Raw genomic sequence first — 20,535 nt, 5'->3', positions numbered from 1 at the left:
GGCGAGTTCTCGCCAAGGGCCCACGGTCGTGGCGGGTCCTGCCTAGCTGGGGAAGTCGTCCGCCACGGTGGCGGCGAGCTCCAGCAGCGCGAGCCGGGTCTCCGGCTCGAGTTTGTCGAGCTCGATTTCGGCGCCCTCTTCGAGGTGGGGGTCGAACGGGATCATCACGACGGACCGGCAGCGGGACGCGAAGTGCGCCGCCAGGCGGTCCAGGTCGACCTTGCCCGAGCCGGGCCGGACCGAGTTGATGACCGCGATCGACCGGGACACCAGGTCGCGGTAGCCGTGCGCGTCGAGCCAGTCCAGCGTAGCCGCCGACGTCTGCGCGCCGTCGACCGAGGCCGACGACACCAGCACCAGCGAGTCCGCCTGGTCGAGCACGCCCTTCATCGCCGAGTGCATCAGGCCGGTGCCGCAGTCGGTGAGCAGGATGTTGTAGAAGTGCTCCAGCAGGGCGACCGTGCGCAGGTAGTCCTGGTCGCTGAACGCCTCCGACACGGCCGGGTCCTGCTCGCTGGCGAGGACCTCCAGCCTGCTGGGGCTCTGCGACGTGTAGGCCCGCACATCGCTGTACTTCGTGATCCTCGCCACATCGCGCAGCAGGTGCCGCACGGTCGCGGTGGTCTCTCGGGGCACCTTGAGGGCCAGCGTGCCGCGGTCGGGGTTGGCGTCGACCGCGATGACCCGGTCGCCGCGCAGCGACGAGAACGTCGAGCCGAGCGACGCGGTGGTCGTGGTCTTGCCGACGCCGCCCTTGAGGCTGAGCATCGCGATCTTGTAGCACCCGCGCAGCGGCTGGTTGATCCGCGTGATCAGCTCACGCCGCCGGACGTCCGCCGGGCTCTCGCCCAGGTTGAGCAGGCCGCCGGTCATCGTGTGCAGCACCTTGCGCCAGCCGGTCTGCGGCGGGCGCTTCTCCTGCTTGATGAGCCGCTGCGACGACATGTCGTGCGCGGTCACCGGGGGGTGCTGCTGCTGGTGCTGCGGCAGCGACTGGGGGAAGTTGTTCGGGAACGCGCCCTGCCCCTGGTACTGCTGCTGGGACTGGTCCACGTAGTGCTGGCCGGACGCGCCGCCGCCGATCTGGAACGGCCCGGACGGTCCGCCGCCGATGGGGTACGGGCCCGAGGGACCGCCGCCGACCGGGTAGCGGCCGGACTGGCCGCCGGGGACCGGGTGCTGACCGGACTGGCCGCCGCCGACGTTGTGCTGCCCCGAGGGACCGCCGCCGACGTTGTGCTGCCCGGACGGGCCGCCACCGACCTGGTAGGACCCGGACGGTCCGCCGCCCACCTGGTACGAGCCGGACGGTCCGCCGCCGACGGGGTGCTGGCCCGACGGGCCGCCGCCCACCTGCTGCACGTCGACGGGGTGTGCGCCCGACTGCGTCGGGTTGGTGTGGTTCTTCTGGCCTTCCGCGCCCGCGGGCGGCGGCTGCCATGACACGTTGTGCCGCGGCTCAGGCTCCTCGTAGCGACCAGTCACCGCTGTGGTCCTCCCCTGAGCGTGCGGATCGAGACCTCCCCGACCCCCACCGTGGGACGGTAGTCGGCGACATCAGGTTCCACGAACGGGGGTGGGCAGCCCACCAGGGGGAATGCCGGAACTCAGCCCACGCCCGCATAGGAATGCAACCCGGCCGTCACCAAGTTGATGAAGAAGAGGTTGAAGACGGTCAGCAGGAAGCCCAGCGTGTTGATCCACGCCGCGCCCGCTCCGCGCCACCCCGCGGTCGCGCGGGCGTGCAGGTAGGCGGCGTAGACGACCCACGAGACGAACGCGACGGTCTCCTTGGGGTCCCAGCCCCAGAAGCGGCCCCACGCGGCCTCGGCCCAGATCGCGCCGAACATGATCCCGATGGTGAACAGCGGGAACGCCAGCACGGTGCTGCGGTAGGCCAGCCGGTCCAGCGTGTCCGCCGCGGGCAGCTTGGACGCGAGCTTCGCGAAGCTCTCCGGCTTGCGGTCGTTGGCCGACTTCACCAGGTAGAGCAGGCTCGCGACGCCCGGCACGAGCAGCATGCCGGTGGAGATCGAGATGACCGAGACGTGGATGACCAGCCAGTACGACTGGAGCGCGGGCTGCACGGGCGCGGCGGGCGCGTAGAGCGCGGTGCCGCCGAGGAACATCAGGATCACGACCGGCGTGAGCACGAACCCGCCGAGCCTGCGGATCGGGAACGACCGCATCAGCACCACGAACGTGACCACGGCCGCCAGCGTGAGCAGCGCGCCGTACTCGTACATGTTGCCCCAGGGGGCGCGGCCGGTCGCGACTCCGCGCAGGACCAGCGCGCTCACGTGGAACAGCACGCCCAGCAGCGTCAGCGCCACGGCCATGCGGCCGAACCGCTCCGCGCGCGGGCGCTGCGGCTTGGTCGGCACGACCAGGCCGGGCTTCCACGCCTCGCCCGCGCCACCGGCGACCACGAGGTCGCGTTCCTTCGCCTTGACGGGGGCGCGGCCGAAGGCCTGCTCGTAGACGTAGAGGAACGTGGCGAACAGGTAGACGCCGACCGCGCTGTTGTACAACCAGTCGCTGTAGGTCGCCAGCGTCGCGTTGACCGGCATCAGCTCTCCTTGTCCTGCCCGGCCGAGAGGAGGTCGCGGGACAACCCGGTGAACTCCCCGCCGTAGCCAGCCTGGTCGGTGCGCGCGAGCCCGCCGACCTCGATGAAAGTACGCCCGTCCTCCTGAGGGAGCACCCGCACCCACACCCGGCGGCGCCGGATCGCGAGCGAGACCCCCAGGCCCAGCACCATCAGCATCGAGAACACCAGCACGTAGACCTGCGCCGGGTCGTGCGACACCTGGAGCGACACCCAGTCCGTGACGCCGTCGAAGCGGACCACCGTGCCGTCGTCGAGGGTGGTCGACTGGCCCACCTCGAGGTTCTTCCGCGCCACCTTGACCAGCCGCCCCTTGTCCACCATGGACTGGTCGATCGAGAAGATCGACTGGCCGCGGCCGGAGTCGGTGCCCAGGTCGCCGCGGTACACGTCCACGGCCACGGCGGGCTTGCGGGCCTCGGGGAAGTTCGAGCTGAGCAACGTGCCGTCGAACACCGCGCTGGGCGCCAGCAGGCCGGTGATGGCGAGCTGGTTCTTGCGGCGCTCCTCGGAGTCGGTGATCAGCGGCGGGTCGAACTTCGTCGCGCCCTCGGACAGCAGCGTGATCGGGTCGACCGGCCGCCACTGCACCTCGCCGGAGCGGACCTCGCCGTTGGGGAACGTGACGGTGAACTTGGGCGTGTAGCCGTGGCCCAGCAGGTAGAGCCGGTCGCCCTCGGTGCGCAGCGGGTGGTTGACCTCCAGCGGGTACGGCTTCCACGTCCCGGTGTCGAGGTCCGCGCCGGACTGGTAGTCGATGTCCGCGCGGAAGCTCTCGGCCTGCCCGTTGTGCAGGTAGCTCGCGTGGAAGTCGTTGACCCGCACGCAGAACGGCGTCAGCTGGGTGCCGTCGACCCGCAGGCCGGGCCGGAACGAGTCGAAGTTGAAGACCCCGGAGTTGCAGTACTGCTTGCCGGTGGCCTGCACGATGACCTGGCCCTCGTAGCCGAACATCTTGCCCAGCGCGAACGCCACCAGCAGGCCGAGGAGCGCGAAGTGGAAGAGGAGGTTGCCGGTCTCGCGCAGGTAGCCGCGCTCGGCGCTGATCGTGCGCCCGCCGTCGGCCTCCTCGCGCTCGACCTTGCGCCAGCCCTTCAACCGGGCGTTCGCGGCGGCCACGACCTCGTCCACGCCCACGTCGGAGTGGCCCTCGGCGTGGTGCGGCATCCGGGCCAGGTTGCGCGGCGTCAGCACCGGCTTGGCGCGCATCTGGTTGAAGTACTCCCACAGCCGCGGCACCAGGCAGCCGATCAGGGAGACGAACAGCAGCACGTAGATCGCGGAGAACCAGAAGCTGCCGTAGACGGCGAAGAACTGGCCCTTGTCGAGCAGGCGGCCCCACCAGCCGTTGTCGACGATGAACTGGTCGACCTTGGCGGAGTTCAGCGACCGCTGCGGCAGCAGCGCGCCGGGCAGCGCGCCCAGCGCCAGCAGGAAGAGCAGCGTGAGGGCCGTGCGCATGGCGGTGAGTCCGCGCCACGTGTTGCGCAGGAAGGCGAGTGCGTTCCTCACTACAGCGGCAGTTTCAGGTCGTTGACCACGGCGATGCGCAGCCAGGCGACGAAGTCGCCCCAGAGTCCGGTGACCAGCGCCAGGCCGACGACCACGAGCAGCACGCCGCCGAAGACCTGGACGCCGCGGACGTGGTTGCGCAGCCAGCCCGTCACACGCAGGGCCCAGCGGGCGCCGAGGGCGATCAGCACGAACGGCAGGCCGAGCCCGAGGCAGTAGGCCAGGACGAGGACCGCGCCGCGGGCCGTGGACGAGCCGATCTCGGTGCCGCGGGCCAGCGCGAGGACGCCCGCGAGGGTCGGGCCGAGGCACGGGGTCCAGCCGAGCGCGAAGACGCCGCCGAGCAGCGGGGCCCCGATCAGGCCGGCGCGCGGGCGCTTGTGCAGGCGGACGTCGCGTTGCAGCGCGGGGACGAGGCCGACGAAGACCAGGCCCATCGCGATGGTGATGACGCCGCCGATGCGCTGGAACATCTCCTCGTTGAGCCAGAGGGTGTCCACGAGGCCGAGCACGGCGAACGACGTCAGCGAGAACACGATCGTGAAGCCGAGCACGAAGAGGAGCGCGGCGCCGGTGACCCGCCAACGACCGGTCTTCGGGGACTCGCCCTCCTGCACGGCCGGGGCCTCCGCGCCGACCAGTCCCGCGAGGTAGGCGAGGTAGCCGGGGACGAGGGGGACCACGCACGGGGACGCGAACGAGATCGCGCCCGCGAGGAGTGCGACACCGGTGGCGAGCAGCAGCGGCCCCGACGTGGCCAGCTCCGTCCAGTGGTTCACGGTCCCCAGACTAGGTAGTGCCCCGGACGGGGTAGGCACCGGAGCCCATTAGCGGAGGCCCAGGTCACACCGCTTTCCCGGTGAGGTGGCATCACGAACGGTAATCACAAATGGGAAATAGATGTGAAAGCACCCTTGTGGGTGACAACGGAGGTACTTAACGTTCCTCCATGCGCTCAACTCGGCTGATCTTGCCCGCGCTCACGATGGGCTTCCTGGTCGTCGCCGCTCCCCTGCCCACCGGCGCCGCGCCCGTGGTGGCCGCACCCTCGACGCCCGCCGCCGCCCAGGCCTCCCAGGTCATCCGGGAGGCGTTCGCCGAGGACGGCACCATCACCAAGGTCGTCACCGCGACACCCAAGGTCGCGGTGAAGCCCAAGGCCAACTTCAAGGTCCGGACCGCCGTGGTCACCGTGCAGGAGACCGGTCCCACGGACCAGCGGTTCGACCTGGTCTTCGTCGGCGACGGGTACACCCGCAGCGAGCAGAACCTGTTCCACCAGCACGTGCTGAGCAAGTGGGCCGAGTTGTCGTCGGTCGAGCCCTTCAAGTCCTACAAGGACTACTTCAACGTGTGGCAGGTCAACGCCGTGTCGGTCGACTCGGGCGTGGACGACAACCCGCAGGGCAACGACGACAAGCGCACCGCGCTCGACATGGGCTTCTGGTGCAAGGGCACGGCCCCGACCACCGAGCGGCTGCTCTGCGTGAACGAGGAGGAGGCGTACAACTTCGCCGCCCTCGCCCCGGCGGCCGACCAGATCATCGCGCTGGGCAACACCACCAAGTACGGCGGCGCGGGCGGCGGTGTCGCGACCGCGGCGGGCGGCAACGCGCAGGCCGGCCAGATCGTGGTGCACGAGCTGGGCCACTCGATCGGCCACCTCGCCGACGAGTACTTCTCCCCCGGCACGTACACCGGCGACGAGCCGAGCGAGATCAACGCGTCCAAGCTGGCCGACGGCTCGAAGTGGGCGAAGTACCTCGGCCAGGAGTCACCGGACGGCGGTGTCGTCGGCGTGTTCGAGGGCTCGAAGTACTACGGCACCGGCCTCTACCGGCCGACCGAGAACTCGATCATGCGCACGCTCGGCAGGCAGTACAGCCTCGTCGGCCGGGACGCGATGGTCGAGGCGTTCAAGACCAAGATCCCGGAGTTGCAGGGCACCCCGTAGTTTTCGCGCCATGACGAACGACGTGCCGCTGTCCGCCGTCGACCTCCGGGTCGGCGCGGACCACGGCCAGATCTACGTGTACTCCGAGGACACGCTGGACGAGGCGGACGAGGACGTCTTCGACGACCTGCTCGACGACGCCGCCGACTCCGGCCGGTTCGTCGGCGCGTGCCAGGGGGTCGTCGACCTGCTGACGCCGGGGCAGTGGAACTCCGACACCCCGATGCGGGTGGAGGTCTGGGCCGCCGAACCCGAGGGCGATCTCGACGAGTGGCTGCACGAGGTCGACGTGGACCTCGACGTGCCGGACGGGCAGCTCGTGTTCGAGGCGTCCGGCATGGGCGGGGTGAAGGTCGCGACCGACGTCCCCGCGGGCCGGTACCGCGTGCGCGTGTCCGGCGCGGGCTACACCGAGCTGGGCCAGGCCGGGGCCGACGGCGACGACTACTACCGGCTGCGGATGTGGTTGCGCGACACCGATTCCGAGGCCGTGCTGCGCAAGCGCTGGTCCGGGTGGGACGCCTACGCCTGAGCCCGTGACCGTCCGGTGTGGACGGTCACGGCTCGGCGACGAGCTCCTTCACCACGGACGTCAGGTCCGAGGCGAGGACGGCCTCCAGGAAGATCGCGGCGACCCGGTGCTGCTTGTCCAGCACGATGGTCGACGGCACGACGTTGGGCGGGTAGCCCTTGAACGCCAGCAGCGTGCGGCCCGAGTCGTCGAAGATCGACGGGTAGGTCAGCTTCCGGTCCTTCGCGAAGTCCCTGCCCGGCTCCGGCGAGTGCTCCCGGACATCGATGCCGAGCACCTGCACGCCGGACGGGCCGGACTCGTCCTGCACCTTCTGCATCTCCGGCGCCTCGGTGCGGCACGGCGAGCACCACGAGCCCCAGATGTTGACCACGAGGACCTTGCCCGCGAAGTCCTCGATCCTGATCGTCTTGCCGTCCTCCAGCAGGCTCGGCCCGGCCAGGCCCTTCACGACCTTGCGGTCCGCGCCGTCGTACCGGATGCGCACCTGGCCGCCGGGCGCGACGAACTCGAAGTCGCCGCCCGTGACGACCGCGTCCTTCCCTGACGAGCACCCCGCGACGACGAGCGCGAACACCAGCAGAGCTACCGCTTTCACGCCCCGGTCACCCTCGGGTTCGTCGCTCCCACGGGCTCGCTGTAGGACACCCGGACGAGCTGCTCGCCCTCGAAGATCAGGCTCGTCAACGACGCAAGCGAGCACTCGCGCTTGCGCGGGTCGTGCCACATCCGCTTGCCCTCCAGGAACCGCCGCAGCGTCCAGATCGGCAGCTGGTGCGACACGCACACGGCCTCGTGCCCGGACGCCACCGCCCGCGCCCGCTGGGCCGCGCCGAGCATCCGGTGCGCGATCTTCAGGTACGGCTCGCCCCACGACGGCGTGAACGGGTCGACCAGCTTCGGCCAGTGCGCGGGCTGGCGCAGCGCGCCGTCGCCCACGGACACCCGCAGGCCCTCGAACTTGTTGTCCGCCTCGATCAGCCGGTCGTCGGTCGCCAGCTCCAGCCGGTGCGAGTCCGCGATCGGGGCGGCGGTCTGCTGCGCGCGCGTCAACGGGGACGCGACGACGTGCACGATGTCGTGGTCCGCGAGGTGCTCGGCGACCGTCAACGCCTGCCGCTGGCCGGTGTCCGACAACCGGAAACCGGGCAGCCGCCCGTAGAGGATCCCGTCCGGGTTGTGCACCTCGCCGTGCCGGAGGAAGTGCACCACGGTCCGAGTCACTTCTTGGCCTCCTTGGCAGCGGCCGCCGCGTGGGGCAGCGCGTCGGCGATGATCTCGAACTCGGCGTCGCCCATGGCGGCGTTGACGAACCACGCCTCGAACGCGCTGGGCGGCGCGTACACGCCCCGGTCCAGCAGGGCGTGGAAGAACGGCGGGAAGCGCCACGTCTCGGCGGCCTGCGCCCCGGCGTAGTCGACGACCTCGTCCTCGGTGAAGAAGACGCTCACCAGGTTGCCCGCGTACTGCACGCGGTGCGCCACACCGGCGTGGGTGAGGGCGTCGGCGAACAGCGCGCCGAGGCGGGAGGCGTTGGCGTCCAGCGCGCGGTACACGGTCTCGTCGGCCGCGCGGAGCGTGGCGAGGCCGGAGGCGACGGCGACGGGGTTCCCGGAGAGCGTGCCCGCCTGGTAGACGGGGCCCTGGGGGGCGAGCTTGGCCATCACGTCGTTGCGGCCGCCGAACGCCGCCGCGGGGAGACCGCCGGACATGACCTTGCCGAACGTGTAGAGGTCGCCCGCGACGCCCTCCAGGCCGTACCAACCGGCGCGGCTCACGCGGAAGCCGGTCATGACCTCGTCCATGACGAGCAGCGCGCCGTTGGCGTGGCAGAGGTCGCGCAGCACGGCGTTGAAACCGGGGCGGGGGGCCACCGCGCCCATGTTGCCCGCGGCCGCCTCGGTGATGACGCAGGCGATCTCGCCGGGGTTCTCGGCGAAAGCGGCCCGGACGGCGGCCTCGTCGTTGTACGGCAGGACGATCGTGTCCGCGGCCTGGGCGCCGGTGACGCCGGGCGACGTCGGGAGGCCGAGCGTGGCGACACCGGAACCCGCCTGGGCGAGGAGGGCGTCGACGTGGCCGTGGTAGCACCCCGCGAACTTGACGACCTTGCGGCGCTCGGTGAAACCCCTGGCCAGGCGGATGGCGCTCATCGTCGCCTCGGTGCCGGAGTTGACCAGGCGGACCTGGCCCACCGGCTCGACCCTGGCGATGATCTCCTCGGCCAGGTCGATCTCACCCTCGGTGGGAGTGCCGAACGAGAGTCCGTGGGTGGCCGCCTCGCGGACGGCGTCGACGACCGCGGGATGGGCGTGGCCGAGGATCATCGGGCCCCAGGAGGAGACGAGGTCCACGTAGCGGTTGCCGTCCGCGTCCCACAGGTGCGGGCCCTGGGCCTTGACCATGAACCTGGGGGTGCCGCCCACCGAGTGGAAAGCCCGCACCGGCGAGTTGACCCCGCCGGGCGTGACGGACGCCGCACGGGCGAACAGCTCCTGGGATCGGGCGGTGTTCCTCGCAGTCACGTTCCTCGCAGTCACGCGGTCCAGTCTCACACGACGTCTTCAGCGGGCTGCGCCACGGCCTTGTCCCGGCGGTCCCTGGTGCGGAGGGCGAGGAGGGACTGGCGGATCGCGTCGAGGAGGAGAACGCCCGCGACGGTCGCGAGGGCGATCGCCGCCGCCGTCCAGTTGCCGTGGTAGCGGGTGGAGACGAGCGGGGGGCGACCGTCGAGGGGGTAGGAGAAGTGCTGGATGCCGTGCTGCCAGCACCAGTGCGCGGCGAAGCCCAGGAGGACGATGACCACCAGTTCGGCCGCGGCGATGAAGGCGCGTTTGGGCTGGTGGAGGGTGGGGGCGGGGGCCGGGGCGGCTTCGGTGGGGAGCGCTGGGGCGGTCACGGGGTGCAGCTTCTCACGTGGGGGTTCAGGGCGCTGTGAATCCTGGATGGGGGGTCTTGGGATCTTCCGGTGCGTGCGGGTTCCAGCGTGGTTGCTTGGTGGCTGCTGCTTCCAGCGTGGTCACCGGGCGATTTGCGTTGTTGGTGTGGCCGATTTGACTTGGGGACCCCTCATTTCGGCCTTGATCGGGCCAAAAGGCAGTGCCCCAAAGCCCTGCCCGATCTCCAATTTTAAGGCCGAAATCCCCAAGTAAAATCGGCCACGGTTGCGGGCGGCCCGTAGCGCTCCGTAGCAGGTCAACAGGCGCGTGTCAGCCCCGTAGGTGGTCACCAGTCTGGTTTTGTCTTGCCTTTGTCTTTGTCTTTGGCTTTTATAAAAATTCTTTTGTCTTTTAGGCGCGGGTGAGGAGGCGGTGCAGTGCTGTGCGTAGAGCTTCTGCGTCTTTGGCCCAGCCGAGTACGACTGTGCCGTCCGTCAGTTTGATCGGGACTCCGTCCGTGCCCTTCGGGATGTCCCAGCCTCCACCCAGGACTGTCGCGCCCGCTCGTGGCTCGATGCCCTCCACCGCTGCGATGTCGGCCAGTCTCAGTGTTTCCCGGCCTTCGCGGAGGGTCGCCGGTGTGAGGCGGATCGAGTAGAGGCGTTGTCTGCCTTGGACCCAGAGCGCTGTGGGGATCAGGAGTCCGAACGCGACCAGGGACCAGAACAGGACGCTGACGGGGCCGGTGATCAGTTCCACTGCCACGCCGATGACGGCGAACGCCGGGCCCCAGGCCAAGGGCCACCAGGAAGCGCCCTTCTCCGCGTAGAGGACCGGGCCCGCGTCGTTGTCCACTAGCCGAGGTTAGCGGCGAAGTACTGGCGGGTTCCGGGCAGCAGGCTGACGACGACCGCCACCGGGGGGAGGACCAGGCGGGCCAGGACCACCAGCCAGGCGATGGCTTCCGCTGCGCCTGAGAGGTCGGTTGCCCGTGACAGGGAGACGAGGTTGATGATCGCCATGATCTCGAAGATCAAGGCAGCGCCGCACAGGCCCAGGCGGGCGTGGTAGCTGCCGCGCAGGAACATGATCGCGCCGACCACGCCGCCGATGCCCACGCACAGCAGGAAGAACAAGCCCATCACGGTGCCGAAGCCCGCGATCGACTCGCCCGCCACCACCACGCGGAGGAGGGTGCCGAGCGGCCAGGAGAGGGCCAGGAGGAGCCAGACGAAGAAGCCCGCCAGCACCACGCCCGGTCTGGTGTAGGCGGTGACGTTCTGGTCGACTCCCCGCATCCCCACCTGGTACTGGGGTCCCGGTGGGTAAGCGCCGGGCTGCGGACCCGCCTGCGGGTAGTTCACCGGCTGGTAGGGCGAGCTGTACGGGTCCTGCGGTGGCTGGGTCATCGGGCGGTCCCCCGCACGTAGTCGTTGGACGGGGGCAGGAACATCAGCACGATGGCCGCGAGCGTCGTGAGCAGGAACAGGGCCGCGCACAGGTAGCCGAGGGTCGGGTTCAGGTCCTGGGAGCCGCCGGTGAAGGCGCCGACCATCGCCAGGCCGAACACGAGGCCCAGTGCGCCGAGGATCGCGAGCATCACGCGTGCCCACTGCTTGCCGCCGCGCAGGTTGATGAACGCGACGACGAACGGGGTCGACAGGACCGCGAGGGCCAGGGCGAACACGCCCGCCGTGAGCAGCGCGCCGACCTTGGCGGTCGGCAGGTCGATCGGCTCCCCCGCCGTGGAGCCGTCGACCAGGACCTGCGCGAACTGCTCGTACTGGAGCGCGAACACGCCGGGCATCCCGAGGACCACCAGCAGGGTCGCGGCGAACCAGCACCAGAACGACGCCGTCACCGTCGCGGGCCTGCGGTGCTCCCTCGTCTCCCACGGCGACAGCGGCATCGGGGCGACGACGGGCGACACCCAGCCCGGCGGGTGCTCCTGCTGCTGGCCGGGCAGCACCACGTGGTGGTACGGCGACGCGAACGGGTCCTGCTCGGCCATGGTGGTCCCCCCCGGCTGTCTACTGCGCTCTCAACCAGTGTGAGGCAGCGGGCCGCCAGGTGAGAACCAAACCGACGCCCAGGAGCACCACCGTGATCATGCTGGCGAGGCTCACGCCGGGCAGCACGACCCAGATCAGGTGCAGGAACGCCGTGACCGTCAGGCCGACTCGGGCCCGGCGGTTGCCGCGCCGCAGCAGCCAGCCGAACAGGCCGTAGGCGACGCCGAAGAACACGGCGGCGATGGTGAGCGGCACCAGCGCGTCCCGCACCGTCATGCCCTCGGGCAGCGACGCGGTCAGCTTGGCCTGGTTGATCCACAGGAACGCGACCGTGAACAGGCCGAACACGGCGAGCGCGAACCACACGCCCACCGCGCCGCGCAGCACGAGGGGCGGGGTGGTGGTGTCGGTCATGCGCGGCGCTGTGCGGCGATGAACTCCGACGTCGGGCGCAGGTTCAGCATCACGAAGCCCGCGACGACGAGCGCCACGATCAGGATCAGCAGCAGGAGCGAACTGAGCGTCACCAGGCCCGCGAAGACGGCCACCGCGCCGAAGATCATCAGCAGCGTGCGGGCCCAGCCGCGACCGGCCCTGACCTTGAGCGAGAACCAGGTGAACAGAGCCGCGAACACGATGTCGATCACGGCCACGACGGCGACCACGACCGACGCGGCGGCGGTGATCTGCTCCTCGGTGAGGCCCTGGCCGGACTGGCGCAGGACGTCGGCGAGCGAACCGTGCGAGGCGATCGCCAGCACGGCGGCCACGAAGTGCAGGAACGCCACCCCGAGCCACAGGAAGAACGCGATCCGCAACTCCTTGGGCGCTTCACCGACCGGTGCGCCACCGCCGATCTCCGACGCGCTCAACGGCGGGGCCGAGAGCACGTTCGGCTCGACCTCCCCCTGGTACGGGGTCGGCGGCAGCTGCTCGGGCGGCGGCGGTGGTGCGGAGGGGAAGGGGGTGGGCTGCTCCCGGTCCCCCGGTTCCTGAGGAGTCGTCACGCGCGGAACGCTAGAACCGACCGGGGTCGCTGTCCACCGCGACGGGCTGTGACGACGACCCCGGGGTCCCGAAAACGAAACGCTACCGAACGAAACACACCGCACCAGATTGCAAAATATTTATCGACCACACAAAAGGAACACTAACCGCGAGTCTCGAAAAATCCAGTATAAAGATACTGCCAAGAATTACAAGAGGCCACCGAAACATTGTATTCCGGCACCCACGCCCCAGTATATCCGGTTTGCGCACCATTAATGTAGTTCGCACAAATAATCACGATACGATGCTCGCCGGTCCCACCATTGCATCGACTGACGCCAACATCTTCACTGAAGTCCAAGGTCGCATAGCACTGCTGAGGTTCCGCAAATGCCGACACTGAGGGTGTCAGCAGAGCAGCAACCACAAGGGCGAGCAAGGAAAACAGGCGCACAAGAAAGAACTTCATGAACCCCCCTTTTTCTGAAGCACTGAAACACATCCTTCCGGAGCAGTGTCAGAAATCCAGAGGCCGTACGGAGTAATCACGCCCAGGCAGTGAACCGCCCAATACCAGCCAAGAACCACACCGAGCTTGCTTACTACCGAGTCCACTTCTGCGAAATCACCCGAACGGCTCTACCGAAATCAGCGGGCAACGATGGCTTGACGAGATCCTAGAACCGACCGGGGGTCGTTGTCCGCCGCGAAAGGCTTGAGACGACGACCCCTGGTCCGGATCCGCTAGCTGGCCTTGAAGTACTGATTGGACTCGGGCTTGAACATGAACACGATCGCCGCGATGATCGCCGCGTAGCCCGCCAACGTCAGCAGCGCCTGGATCGCGCCCAGGAAGCCGATGCTGAAGTAGGTGAAGATGCCGAAGATGCCGAACAGGCCCAGCACGCCGAGCACGGTCAGCAGGATGCGGGCCCAGTTGGCGCCCTTGCGCATCTGCATCACGACGACGATCCAGATGGCCGCGAGGACCAGCGGGAAGATGATGCTGCCGACGCCGGGCTTGGAGTCCTCGACGGCCTGTTGGAACGCGGGCCCGAGGTCGCCCAGACCCTCGGTGAGCTTGTCGACGTACGCGTCGATCGTGAAGAACGCCAGGATGTTGCCCAGGATCGACAGACCTGCCGCGACCAGCCAGAGCAGGTAGGCGGTTTCGACGGCCTTCGGCTTCACGGGCGCGGCCGTGTCGGAGTAGCCCAGGGGCGGGGGCGGCGGGAAGCCGGGCTGGCCCTGCTGCGGGTAGCCGCCCTGCTGCGGGTACCCACCAGGCTGCTGACCCTGCGGGTAGCCGCCTTGCTGTGCGTAAGGATCGTTCGGGTTGGTCATGACGCGCACCGTAGGGACCTGCGCATGTGTTTTTCAGGTGAAATCACAATCCGTTAGCTACTCCGAGTGGTCGATTGTTGACCGACCGCGTTAGCACGGAAGTGACCTGCGACGGAAGGCTGGAACATCAACACCAGCACGGCGCCGTCAACGACCATCGTGACCAAGCTGAAAGCGAGGTTGACCGGGCTGACGCCCACGCCGAACGCCGACGCGACGCCGGTCACGATCAGCAGCAGCCGCATCAGGCCGATGAGGATGCCGCCACCGCCGAGGATCGTCAGGACGATCCGGGCCCAGTTGCGGCCGCGGGCCATCCGGTTCGCGATCATCGCGTGGACGAGCACCAGCAGCGAGCACGCCAGCAGGCTGAACAGGACGGCGGCGGACAGCGCGCCGTCGATCTCGTCCTGGCCGAGGTCCGGCTGGGCGCGGCGCAGCTCGGTGAGCAGCATGTCGCCGCTGGTCACCTCCAGCATGAAGCCGAGCGAGCCGAGCAGCGCGCTGCCGATCCACAGCCAGCGCGCGAGGTCGATCAGCTTCGGCGGCTGGGGGCGTTCCGGCTTGGCGGGACGTGTCGTCATTCCCGGTCCAGCCAGGCCGCGGCCTCGACGGCCCAGTAGGTGAGCACGACGTCGGCGCCCGCGCGGCGGATCGAGGTCAGCGTCTCCAGGACGGTGCGCTCGCGGTCGATCCAGCCGTTCGCGGCGGCGGCCTCGACCATCGCGTACTCGCCGGAGATCTGGTACGCCGCGACCGGCACGTCCGCGATCTCCTTCACCGAGCGCAGCACGTCCAGGTACGGCCCGGCGGGCTTCACCATGACCATGTCCGCGCCCTCGGCCAGGTCGAGGGCGACCTCGCGCAGCGCCTCGCGGCCGTTGCCGGGGTCCTGCTGGTAGGTCTTGCGGTCGCCGGTGAGCTGCGAGTCCACGGCCTCGCGGAACGGGCCGTAGAGCGCGGAGGCGTACTTCGCCGAGTAGGCGAGGATGCCCGTGTCGGTGAACCCGGCCTCGTCCAGGGCGGTGCGGATGAAGCCGATCTGGCCGTCCATCATCCCGCTCGGCCCGACCAGGTGGGCGCCCGCCGACGCCTGGGCGACGGCCATCTCGCCGTACACCTCCAGCGTGGCGTCGTTGTCGACCGTGCCGTCCACCGCGAGCACACCGCAGTGGCCGTGGTCGGTGAACTCGTCCAGGCAGCAGTCCGACATGAGGACGGTGCTGTCGCCCAGCTCCGAGCGCAGGTCGTTCAACGCCGCGTTGAGGATGCCGTTCGGGTCGGTCGCGCCGGACCCGACCGCGTCCCGCTCGGCGGGCACGCCGAAGACCATCAACCCGCCGACCCCGGCCTGCACGGCCTCCACGGCGGCCTTGACCAGCGATTCACGGGTGTGCTGGAAGACACCCGGCATGCTGGAGATCGCGACCGGCTGCGTCGCGCCCTCCTTCACGAACATCGGCAGCACGAGCTGGCGCGGCCGGACGGTGGTCTCGCTGACCAGGCGGCGCATCGCGGCCGTGGTCCGCAGTCGGCGGGGGCGGTGTGCTGGGAACACTGGCGGTACTCCCTGGAAGAGGATTGCTGAAACTTCAGGAAACCACGAAGGCCATGTCCGGGGACGCGTGATCCCGGACATGGCCTTCGTGGTGCATCAGGTCTAGATCAGGAACGGCGCAGGCGCTTGGTCTTGCGCGGCGGCGGCAGCGCGCCCTCGGCGCGGAGCCGGGCGGCGTGCTGGGCCAGTGCGTCGACGAGCGCCGGGACGTTCGCCTCCTCCGGCTGCACGTCGACCCGGAGGCCGAACTCGCGAGCCGTCTCGGCGGTCTGCGGGCCGATGCAGGCCACCAGGGTCCGCGCGTGCGGCTTGCCCGCGATGCCGACCAGGTTCCGGACGGTGGACGACGAGGTGAAGCACACCGCGTCGAAACCGCCGGACTTGATCATCTCGCGGGTGTCGGCGGGCGGCGGGGCCGCCCGGACCGTGCGGTACGCGGTGACGTCGTCGATCTCCCAGCCGCGGTCGCGGAGACCGGCGGCCAGCGTCTCGGTGGCGATGTCGGCGCGCGGCAGCAGCACCCGGTCGACCGGGTCGAGGATGTCGTCGTAGGGCGGGAAGTCGTTCAGCAGGCCTTCGCTGGACTGCTCCCCCGACGGCACCAGTTCGGGGATGATCCCGAACGAGCGCACCTTCGCGGCCGTGCTCTCGCCGACGCAGGCGATCTTCACGCCGGAGAACGCGCGCGCGTCCAGACCGAACTCGCGGAACTTCTCCCACACCGCGCGGACGGCGTTGGTCGAGGTGAAGACGACCCACTGGTAGCGGCCGTCGACGAGGCCCTTGACCGAGCGCTCCATCTGCGCGGGGCTGCGGGGCGGCTCGACCGAGATGGTCGGGACCTCCACCGGGATGGCCCCGTGCGAGTGCAGCCGGTCGCTCATCGCGCCCGCCTGCTCCTTGGTGCGGGGCACCAGCACGCGCCAGCCGTACAGGGCGCGCGACTCCCACCAGGAGAGCCGGGCGCGACCCGCGACGGCCGCGCCGACCGTGACGACGAGCGGACCGGAGAGGTCACCCGCGTCCGAGGCCAGCGAGGCGAGCGTGGTGTCGATGGTGCGTTGGCCGAAGCCCGTGCCGTCGACGGTGACGGCGACCGGGGTCTGCGGCGCGACACCGTGTTCGACCAGCGACGACGCCGCCTCGGCGAGGTGGCTGCCGCTGGCGTGCAGCACGAGCGTTCCGGGCGCGGCCGCGAGGCCCGCCCAGTCCACCGTGCCGCGGACGTCGACCTCGGTGTGCACGGCGCCGAGCGCGACACCCGCGTAAGCGGGCACCGCGGTGCCGGCGGGAACGCCCGGCACCACGTCGAAGGCGATGCTGGTGCGGGAGACGGCCTGCGCCTCCTTCACCACCGAGTCGAGGGTGAGCGGGTCGCCCGCGACGAGGCGAACGACGGTGTGGCCGTTCTTCGCCTCGGCGACGAGGTCCTTCGCGACGTCGGCAGGCTCGCCGACGGCGGGCCGGACCTCGACGCCCTCTGGCACCAGCGCGACGATGTCGCTTGGCACATCGGGGTCCGCGACCACGAGTTCAGCCCTCGCGAGCAGGTCGTGGGCCCGGACGGTGAGCAGCCCGGTGTCGCCGGGGCCGGAGCCCACGAATGCGACTCGGCCGGGGGTCTTGCGTGCGCGGGTCATCAGGGCACTCCCCATCTACGCCTCTGGGCCGCTGAGCACCGCGGCCCCGAGGTCGAGCAACTCGGCGGCCAGCGCGCGGCCGAGTTCCTCTGCTGCGGTCAAGTCACCGGTGGCGGAGGCCCGGAGCATCTCGTTCTCCGGAGTCGCCGCGACCCCGCGCAACGAGATGCGGTAGACAACCGCACCGTCGTCGTCGAGGTCTTCCACCACATCGGCCAGTGCGCCGACCGGCGCGCTGCAACCAGCTTCGAGCGCGGCCAACATGGCGCGCTCCGCGGTTACCGCGGCCCTACTGGACGAGTCGTCCAAAGTGGACTGAAGAAGGTGCTCGGTGTCGACGTCGTCGACCCGGCATTCCACTGCTAGAGCGCCCTGGGCGGGCGCGGGGAGCATCTGGATCGGCTCCAAGGTCTCGGTGATCTCGGCGGTGCGGCCGAGGCGCGCGATCCCCGCACGGGCCAGCACGACGGCGTCGAGCTCCCCGTCGGCGACCTTGCGGATGCGGGTGTCGACGTTGCCGCGCAGCGGGACGATGGTGAGTCCCAGGCCGAGCGCTTCGAGCTGCGCGGCCCGCCGCGGCGAGCCGGTGCCGACGGTCGACCCGACGGGCAGCTCCCCGAGGGTGAGGCCGTCGCGGGCGACGAGCGCGTCCCGCGGGTCTTCGCGGGGCGGCACGGCGGCGAGCACCAGACGGGGGTCCGGTGCGGTGGGCAGGTCCTTGTACGAGTGCACGGCGATGTCGATCTCGCCACCGGCCAGCGCGTCGCGCAGCGCGGAGGTGAAGACACCGACGCCGATCTCCGCGATGGGCGCGGAGGAGCGGTCGCCCGGCGTGGAGACCACGACGATCTCGACGTGGGCGCCCGCCTTCTCCAGAACTTCGGCGACGTGGCCGGTCTGCGCGAGTGCCAGTGCACTCCCGCGGGTGCCGATCCTGAGGATGCGGTTCACCGCTTCTCACCTGTATTCGTGCGCGACCCCGCGAGCGGGTCTCCGGTGGCTTGCGTCATGTGGGGCTGGCTGACGGCGTTGGGGGTCTGCGGGTCGAGCCCGAACAGCTCGCGCAGCGCTTCCGCGTACCCGGCGCCGCCGGGAGCCGATGCCAGCTCCTTCACGCGCACGGTCGGGGTGTGCAGGAGCTTGTCGACGACCCTGCGGACGGTCTTGGCGAGTTCGCCGCGCACGGCGGCGTCCAGCTCGGGCAGCCGCGTGTCCAGGCGCAGCAGCTCGGCGTCGACCACCTCGGCGGCGCGCTTGCGCAGCGCCGTGACGGTGGGGGTCACCTCGGCGGAGCGCTGGCCCGCGAGGTAGCCGCGGACCTCCTCGCCGATGATCTCGGTGGCGCGCGCGGCGTCCTGCCCGGTGGGGGCGTCGGTGAGCCTGCGCTGGAGCGTTTCGAGGTCGACGACGGTCACGCCCGCCAGGTCGGCGGCGGCGGGGTCGACGTCCTTGGGCAGGCCGAGGTCGCAGACGACCAGCGGGCGGCTCGGGTCGCGGTCCAGCAGGGCGCTGGCCAGCAGCTCCACGCCGACGACGGTCTCCATCGAGCCGGTGCAGGCGAACACGACGTCCGCGTCGGCCAGTTCGGAGCGCAGCTCGACGAGGTCGACGGAGCTGGCGGGCACGCCCTCGGCGATCAGCGACTGGGCCAGCCGGGCGCCGTTGGCGGCCGTGCGGTTGGCGATGACGACCTCGCCGATGCCCGCGCGGCGCAGGTGGGCGGTGGCGAGACCGCCCATGGACCCCGCGCCGACGACCAGGGCGCGGCGGCCCGCGAGGCCACCCAGCTCGGTCTCGGCGTCGGAGAGGGCTTCGGAGACGACGGAGGCGCCAGCGTGGTCGATGCCGGTCTCGGTGTGCACGCGCTTGCCGACGCGCAGGGCGTTCTGCGCCAGCTCGTGCAGCGTGCGGCCGACCGTGCCCGCGCCGTCCGCGGTCGTGTAGGCCGACCGGAGCTGGCCGAGGATCTGGGCCTCGCCGACGACCATGGAGTCCAGGCCGCCCGCGACGCGGAAGACGTGCTCGACCGCCGCGGCGGCGTAGTGCACGTAGAGGTGCTCGAACAGCTCCGTGGGCTCGGCGCCCGCCTGAGCGGCGAGAACGCCCACCACGTCGTTCATGCCGCCGTGGAACGTCTCGACGACGGCGTAGACCTCGACGCGGTTGCAGGTCGAGAGCAGCATGGCCTCGGAGACACCGGGGCAGCGCAGCAGCTCGTCCAGGACCTTGCCCAGGTCGGGCTCGGCCACGGTGACCCGTTCGAGCACGGGGACGGGGGCGGTGCGGTGCGAGAGACCGACGACAAGCACACTCATGCCGTCACCACGTCTCCGCGAGCCGTTCGGCTCGCGGTCGAGCCGATTCGCGCACTCACGGGCGAATCACCACCCTGTCCACGCCCACTCCGTTGATCACGTCGTTCGCCGCCTGCTCGGCCGAGGCTTCGTCGGCCCGCCGCGCCACGTGGAACGACAGGATCTGCATCTCGACCGCCAAGTCGACCTTGCGCACCTCGACGTCGTCCGGGACCTGGAGGACGACGGGTGCGAAGTTCAGGATGCACTGCACGCCTGCGGATACCAAACGGTCGCAGACCGCCTGCGCGGCCTGGGGCGGCGTCGCGATGACGCCTATCGACACCTCGCGCTCGACGCAGACCGTCGTGATGTCGTCGACGTGGTTGACAGGTATGCCACCCACGGGCACCCCGGTCAGGTCCTCGTCGACGTCGAAGAGGGCGGCGACGGGGAAGCCGCGGCTCTGGAACCCGCCGTAGTTGGCGAGCGCGTGACCAAGATTACCGATGCCGACGACCGCGACGCTGTGCTTGCGGGTCAGGCCGAGGATGCGCTCTATGTGGCTGACGAGCACCTCGACGTCGTAGCCGACGCCCCTGGTCCCGTACGAGCCGACGTAGGAGAGGTCCTTGCGGAGCTTCGCCGAGTTGACCCCGGCGGCCGCGGACAGCTCCTCGCTGGAGATCGTCGTCACGCCCTGGTCGACCATGCCGGACAGCACGCGCAGGTACACGGCGAGCCGCGCGACGGCGGCCTCCGGGATGGCGCGGGCTCGTTCGCGGACGACGACCTCGTCCTGCTCCGGGACGACCGGGGCCCCTTGGACGGCGGGCGCTCCCGGGGTGGTGGTCACGACCTCGTCACCCTCGCCCCGCTGAGCCACCACGCTGGAACTCCTCACAACACACGAAAGTCGACGCACGGACCCGTCGGCATCGAGCGGTGAAACCGCTCCGGCATCTGACGGTGTGACATCACCACCGTACCGCTTGTGAAGGTATGCACAAAGTCGGCGATCTTCGCGCGCCGACGGCTCGCCCGCTGGTCACAGCCCGTCACCTGCGCGTCGGACCACGGATCGGGTGACGATCATCGCGCTTCCGGCGGGGGTGGGAGGGCCTCTACCGATTCAGTTCCGCGCCTTTCGACCGGTGATGGGATGAATTCACCACTTTCGCGTGGAAGCACCGTTGCGCATAGCACTCCTCC

Annotated in this window: 23 protein-coding genes; 2 read left to right on the top strand and 21 right to left on the bottom strand. The window is 70.1% G+C overall.

The features are described 5' to 3' along the window. Positions 1-42 precede the first annotated feature (42 nt). The 4 genes from ACFWW9_RS40305 to ACFWW9_RS40290 form a co-directional block, all read right to left on the bottom strand. The gene (locus tag ACFWW9_RS40305; protein WP_390387925.1) at positions 43-1,485 is read right to left on the bottom strand and encodes an AAA family ATPase; all 1,443 of its coding nucleotides are present in this window, start codon (positions 1,483-1,485) and stop codon (positions 43-45) included. A gap of 122 nt (positions 1,486-1,607) precedes the next feature. Continuing rightward, on the bottom strand, positions 1,608-2,570 hold the full coding sequence (gene ccsB / locus ACFWW9_RS40300; protein ID WP_390387924.1) for a c-type cytochrome biogenesis protein CcsB: 963 nt from the start codon (positions 2,568-2,570) through the stop codon (positions 1,608-1,610). Further along, positions 2,570-4,069, bottom strand: a complete 1,500-nt coding sequence (locus ACFWW9_RS40295) for a cytochrome c biogenesis protein ResB (RefSeq protein WP_390387926.1) — start codon at positions 4,067-4,069, stop codon at positions 2,570-2,572. Before ACFWW9_RS40295 ends, ccsB begins: the two co-directional genes overlap by 1 nt. A 50-nt stretch (positions 4,070-4,119) precedes the next feature. Further along, the gene (locus ACFWW9_RS40290; protein WP_390387923.1) at positions 4,120-4,899 is read right to left on the bottom strand and encodes a cytochrome c biogenesis CcdA family protein; all 780 of its coding nucleotides are present in this window, start codon (positions 4,897-4,899) and stop codon (positions 4,120-4,122) included. A 170-nt stretch (positions 4,900-5,069) separates the two neighbouring features. Between ACFWW9_RS40290 and ACFWW9_RS40285 the strand changes: the two genes are divergently transcribed. Both ACFWW9_RS40285 and ACFWW9_RS40280 read left to right on the top strand, forming a co-directional pair. Next, the gene (locus ACFWW9_RS40285; RefSeq protein WP_390387922.1) at positions 5,070-6,074 is read left to right on the top strand and encodes a M64 family metallopeptidase; all 1,005 of its coding nucleotides are present in this window, start codon (positions 5,070-5,072) and stop codon (positions 6,072-6,074) included. 10 nt (positions 6,075-6,084) lie between these two features. Continuing rightward, entirely contained in the window at positions 6,085-6,606 is a 522-nt protein-coding gene (locus tag ACFWW9_RS40280; RefSeq protein ID WP_390387921.1) for a hypothetical protein, read from the top strand. 25 nt (positions 6,607-6,631) lie between these two features. Here the strand turns inward: ACFWW9_RS40280 and ACFWW9_RS40275 are convergent, their stop codons facing one another. From ACFWW9_RS40275 to ACFWW9_RS40195, 17 genes are all read right to left on the bottom strand, one after another. After that, on the bottom strand, positions 6,632-7,204 hold the full coding sequence (locus ACFWW9_RS40275) for a TlpA disulfide reductase family protein (RefSeq protein ID WP_390387920.1): 573 nt from the start codon (positions 7,202-7,204) through the stop codon (positions 6,632-6,634). Further along, complete coding sequence (locus ACFWW9_RS40270; protein WP_390387919.1) at positions 7,201-7,830, bottom strand: histidine phosphatase family protein; 630 nt, start codon at positions 7,828-7,830, stop codon at positions 7,201-7,203. Before ACFWW9_RS40270 ends, ACFWW9_RS40275 begins: the two co-directional genes overlap by 4 nt. Further along, positions 7,827-9,131 (bottom strand): glutamate-1-semialdehyde 2,1-aminomutase, encoded by a 1,305-nt coding sequence (hemL, locus tag ACFWW9_RS40265; protein WP_390387918.1) that lies wholly within the window; start codon positions 9,129-9,131, stop codon positions 7,827-7,829. The genes ACFWW9_RS40270 and hemL overlap by 4 nt, the downstream gene beginning before the upstream one ends. A gap of 26 nt (positions 9,132-9,157) precedes the next feature. Continuing rightward, the gene (locus ACFWW9_RS40260) at positions 9,158-9,505 is read right to left on the bottom strand and encodes a hypothetical protein (RefSeq protein WP_390387917.1); all 348 of its coding nucleotides are present in this window, start codon (positions 9,503-9,505) and stop codon (positions 9,158-9,160) included. Positions 9,506-9,896: 391 nt separating this feature from the next. Then, positions 9,897-10,340: a hypothetical protein gene (locus tag ACFWW9_RS40255; protein WP_390387916.1), complete on the bottom strand. Its 444-nt coding sequence runs from the start codon at positions 10,338-10,340 to the stop codon at positions 9,897-9,899. Continuing rightward, positions 10,340-10,894, bottom strand: coding sequence for a hypothetical protein (locus tag ACFWW9_RS40250; RefSeq protein WP_390387915.1), 555 nt, complete (start codon positions 10,892-10,894; stop codon positions 10,340-10,342). The genes ACFWW9_RS40255 and ACFWW9_RS40250 overlap by 1 nt, the downstream gene beginning before the upstream one ends. Continuing rightward, the gene (locus ACFWW9_RS40245; protein WP_390387913.1) at positions 10,891-11,496 is read right to left on the bottom strand and encodes a hypothetical protein; all 606 of its coding nucleotides are present in this window, start codon (positions 11,494-11,496) and stop codon (positions 10,891-10,893) included. The genes ACFWW9_RS40250 and ACFWW9_RS40245 overlap by 4 nt, the downstream gene beginning before the upstream one ends. Positions 11,497-11,515: 19 nt before the next feature. Then, a complete protein-coding gene (locus ACFWW9_RS40240; protein ID WP_390387912.1) occupies positions 11,516-11,911 on the bottom strand; it encodes a hypothetical protein in 396 nt (131 codons plus the stop codon). Next, entirely contained in the window at positions 11,908-12,504 is a 597-nt protein-coding gene (locus tag ACFWW9_RS40235) for a hypothetical protein (protein WP_390387910.1), read from the bottom strand. The genes ACFWW9_RS40240 and ACFWW9_RS40235 overlap by 4 nt, the downstream gene beginning before the upstream one ends. A gap of 143 nt (positions 12,505-12,647) precedes the next feature. Further along, entirely contained in the window at positions 12,648-12,956 is a 309-nt protein-coding gene (locus ACFWW9_RS40230) for a hypothetical protein (protein WP_390387909.1), read from the bottom strand. 275 nt (positions 12,957-13,231) lie between these two features. After that, positions 13,232-13,831, bottom strand: coding sequence for a hypothetical protein (locus tag ACFWW9_RS40225; protein WP_390387908.1), 600 nt, complete (start codon positions 13,829-13,831; stop codon positions 13,232-13,234). A gap of 53 nt (positions 13,832-13,884) precedes the next feature. After that, entirely contained in the window at positions 13,885-14,415 is a 531-nt protein-coding gene (locus ACFWW9_RS40220; protein ID WP_390387907.1) for a hypothetical protein, read from the bottom strand. Then, positions 14,412-15,389, bottom strand: coding sequence for a porphobilinogen synthase (gene hemB / locus ACFWW9_RS40215; protein ID WP_390387906.1), 978 nt, complete (start codon positions 15,387-15,389; stop codon positions 14,412-14,414). The genes ACFWW9_RS40220 and hemB overlap by 4 nt, the downstream gene beginning before the upstream one ends. A gap of 107 nt (positions 15,390-15,496) precedes the next feature. Beyond that, complete coding sequence (locus ACFWW9_RS40210) at positions 15,497-17,029, bottom strand: bifunctional uroporphyrinogen-III C-methyltransferase/uroporphyrinogen-III synthase (protein ID WP_106187000.1); 1,533 nt, start codon at positions 17,027-17,029, stop codon at positions 15,497-15,499. A 15-nt stretch (positions 17,030-17,044) separates the two neighbouring features. Beyond that, complete coding sequence (gene hemC / locus ACFWW9_RS40205; protein ID WP_390387904.1) at positions 17,045-17,980, bottom strand: hydroxymethylbilane synthase; 936 nt, start codon at positions 17,978-17,980, stop codon at positions 17,045-17,047. Further along, positions 17,977-19,344, bottom strand: coding sequence for a glutamyl-tRNA reductase (locus tag ACFWW9_RS40200; protein ID WP_390387903.1), 1,368 nt, complete (start codon positions 19,342-19,344; stop codon positions 17,977-17,979). Before ACFWW9_RS40200 ends, hemC begins: the two co-directional genes overlap by 4 nt. Positions 19,345-19,399: 55 nt before the next feature. Further along, complete coding sequence (locus ACFWW9_RS40195) at positions 19,400-20,179, bottom strand: redox-sensing transcriptional repressor Rex (RefSeq protein WP_390387902.1); 780 nt, start codon at positions 20,177-20,179, stop codon at positions 19,400-19,402. Positions 20,180-20,535: the final 356 nt, after the last annotated feature.

Source organism: Umezawaea sp. NPDC059074 (assembly GCF_042738955.1).
In the GTDB taxonomy this organism is placed as follows: Bacteria; Actinomycetota; Actinomycetes; order Mycobacteriales; family Pseudonocardiaceae; genus Umezawaea.
The sequence above is the reverse complement of the archived record's forward strand: the minus strand, read 5'-3'. Positions and strand labels throughout refer to the sequence as shown.

Coding starts and splice junctions, on each gene's coding strand:
- ccsB (WP_390387924.1), bottom strand. CDS start 2,570: ATGCCGGTCAACGCGACGCTGGCGACCTACAGCGACTGGTTGTACAAC.
- ACFWW9_RS40295 (WP_390387926.1), bottom strand. CDS start 4,069: ATGCGCACGGCCCTCACGCTGCTCTTCCTGCTGGCGCTGGGCGCGCTG.
- ACFWW9_RS40285 (WP_390387922.1), top strand. CDS start 5,070: ATGCGCTCAACTCGGCTGATCTTGCCCGCGCTCACGATGGGCTTCCTG.
- ACFWW9_RS40280 (WP_390387921.1), top strand. CDS start 6,085: ATGACGAACGACGTGCCGCTGTCCGCCGTCGACCTCCGGGTCGGCGCG.
- ACFWW9_RS40250 (WP_390387915.1), bottom strand. CDS start 10,894: ATGACCCAGCCACCGCAGGACCCGTACAGCTCGCCCTACCAGCCGGTG.
- ACFWW9_RS40245 (WP_390387913.1), bottom strand. CDS start 11,496: ATGGCCGAGCAGGACCCGTTCGCGTCGCCGTACCACCACGTGGTGCTG.
- ACFWW9_RS40240 (WP_390387912.1), bottom strand. CDS start 11,911: ATGACCGACACCACCACCCCGCCCCTCGTGCTGCGCGGCGCGGTGGGC.
- ACFWW9_RS40230 (WP_390387909.1), bottom strand. CDS start 12,956: ATGAAGTTCTTTCTTGTGCGCCTGTTTTCCTTGCTCGCCCTTGTGGTT.
- ACFWW9_RS40225 (WP_390387908.1), bottom strand. CDS start 13,831: ATGACCAACCCGAACGATCCTTACGCACAGCAAGGCGGCTACCCGCAG.
- ACFWW9_RS40220 (WP_390387907.1), bottom strand. CDS start 14,415: ATGACGACACGTCCCGCCAAGCCGGAACGCCCCCAGCCGCCGAAGCTG.
- ACFWW9_RS40210 (WP_106187000.1), bottom strand. CDS start 17,029: ATGACCCGCGCACGCAAGACCCCCGGCCGAGTCGCATTCGTGGGCTCC.
- ACFWW9_RS40200 (WP_390387903.1), bottom strand. CDS start 19,344: ATGAGTGTGCTTGTCGTCGGTCTCTCGCACCGCACCGCCCCCGTCCCC.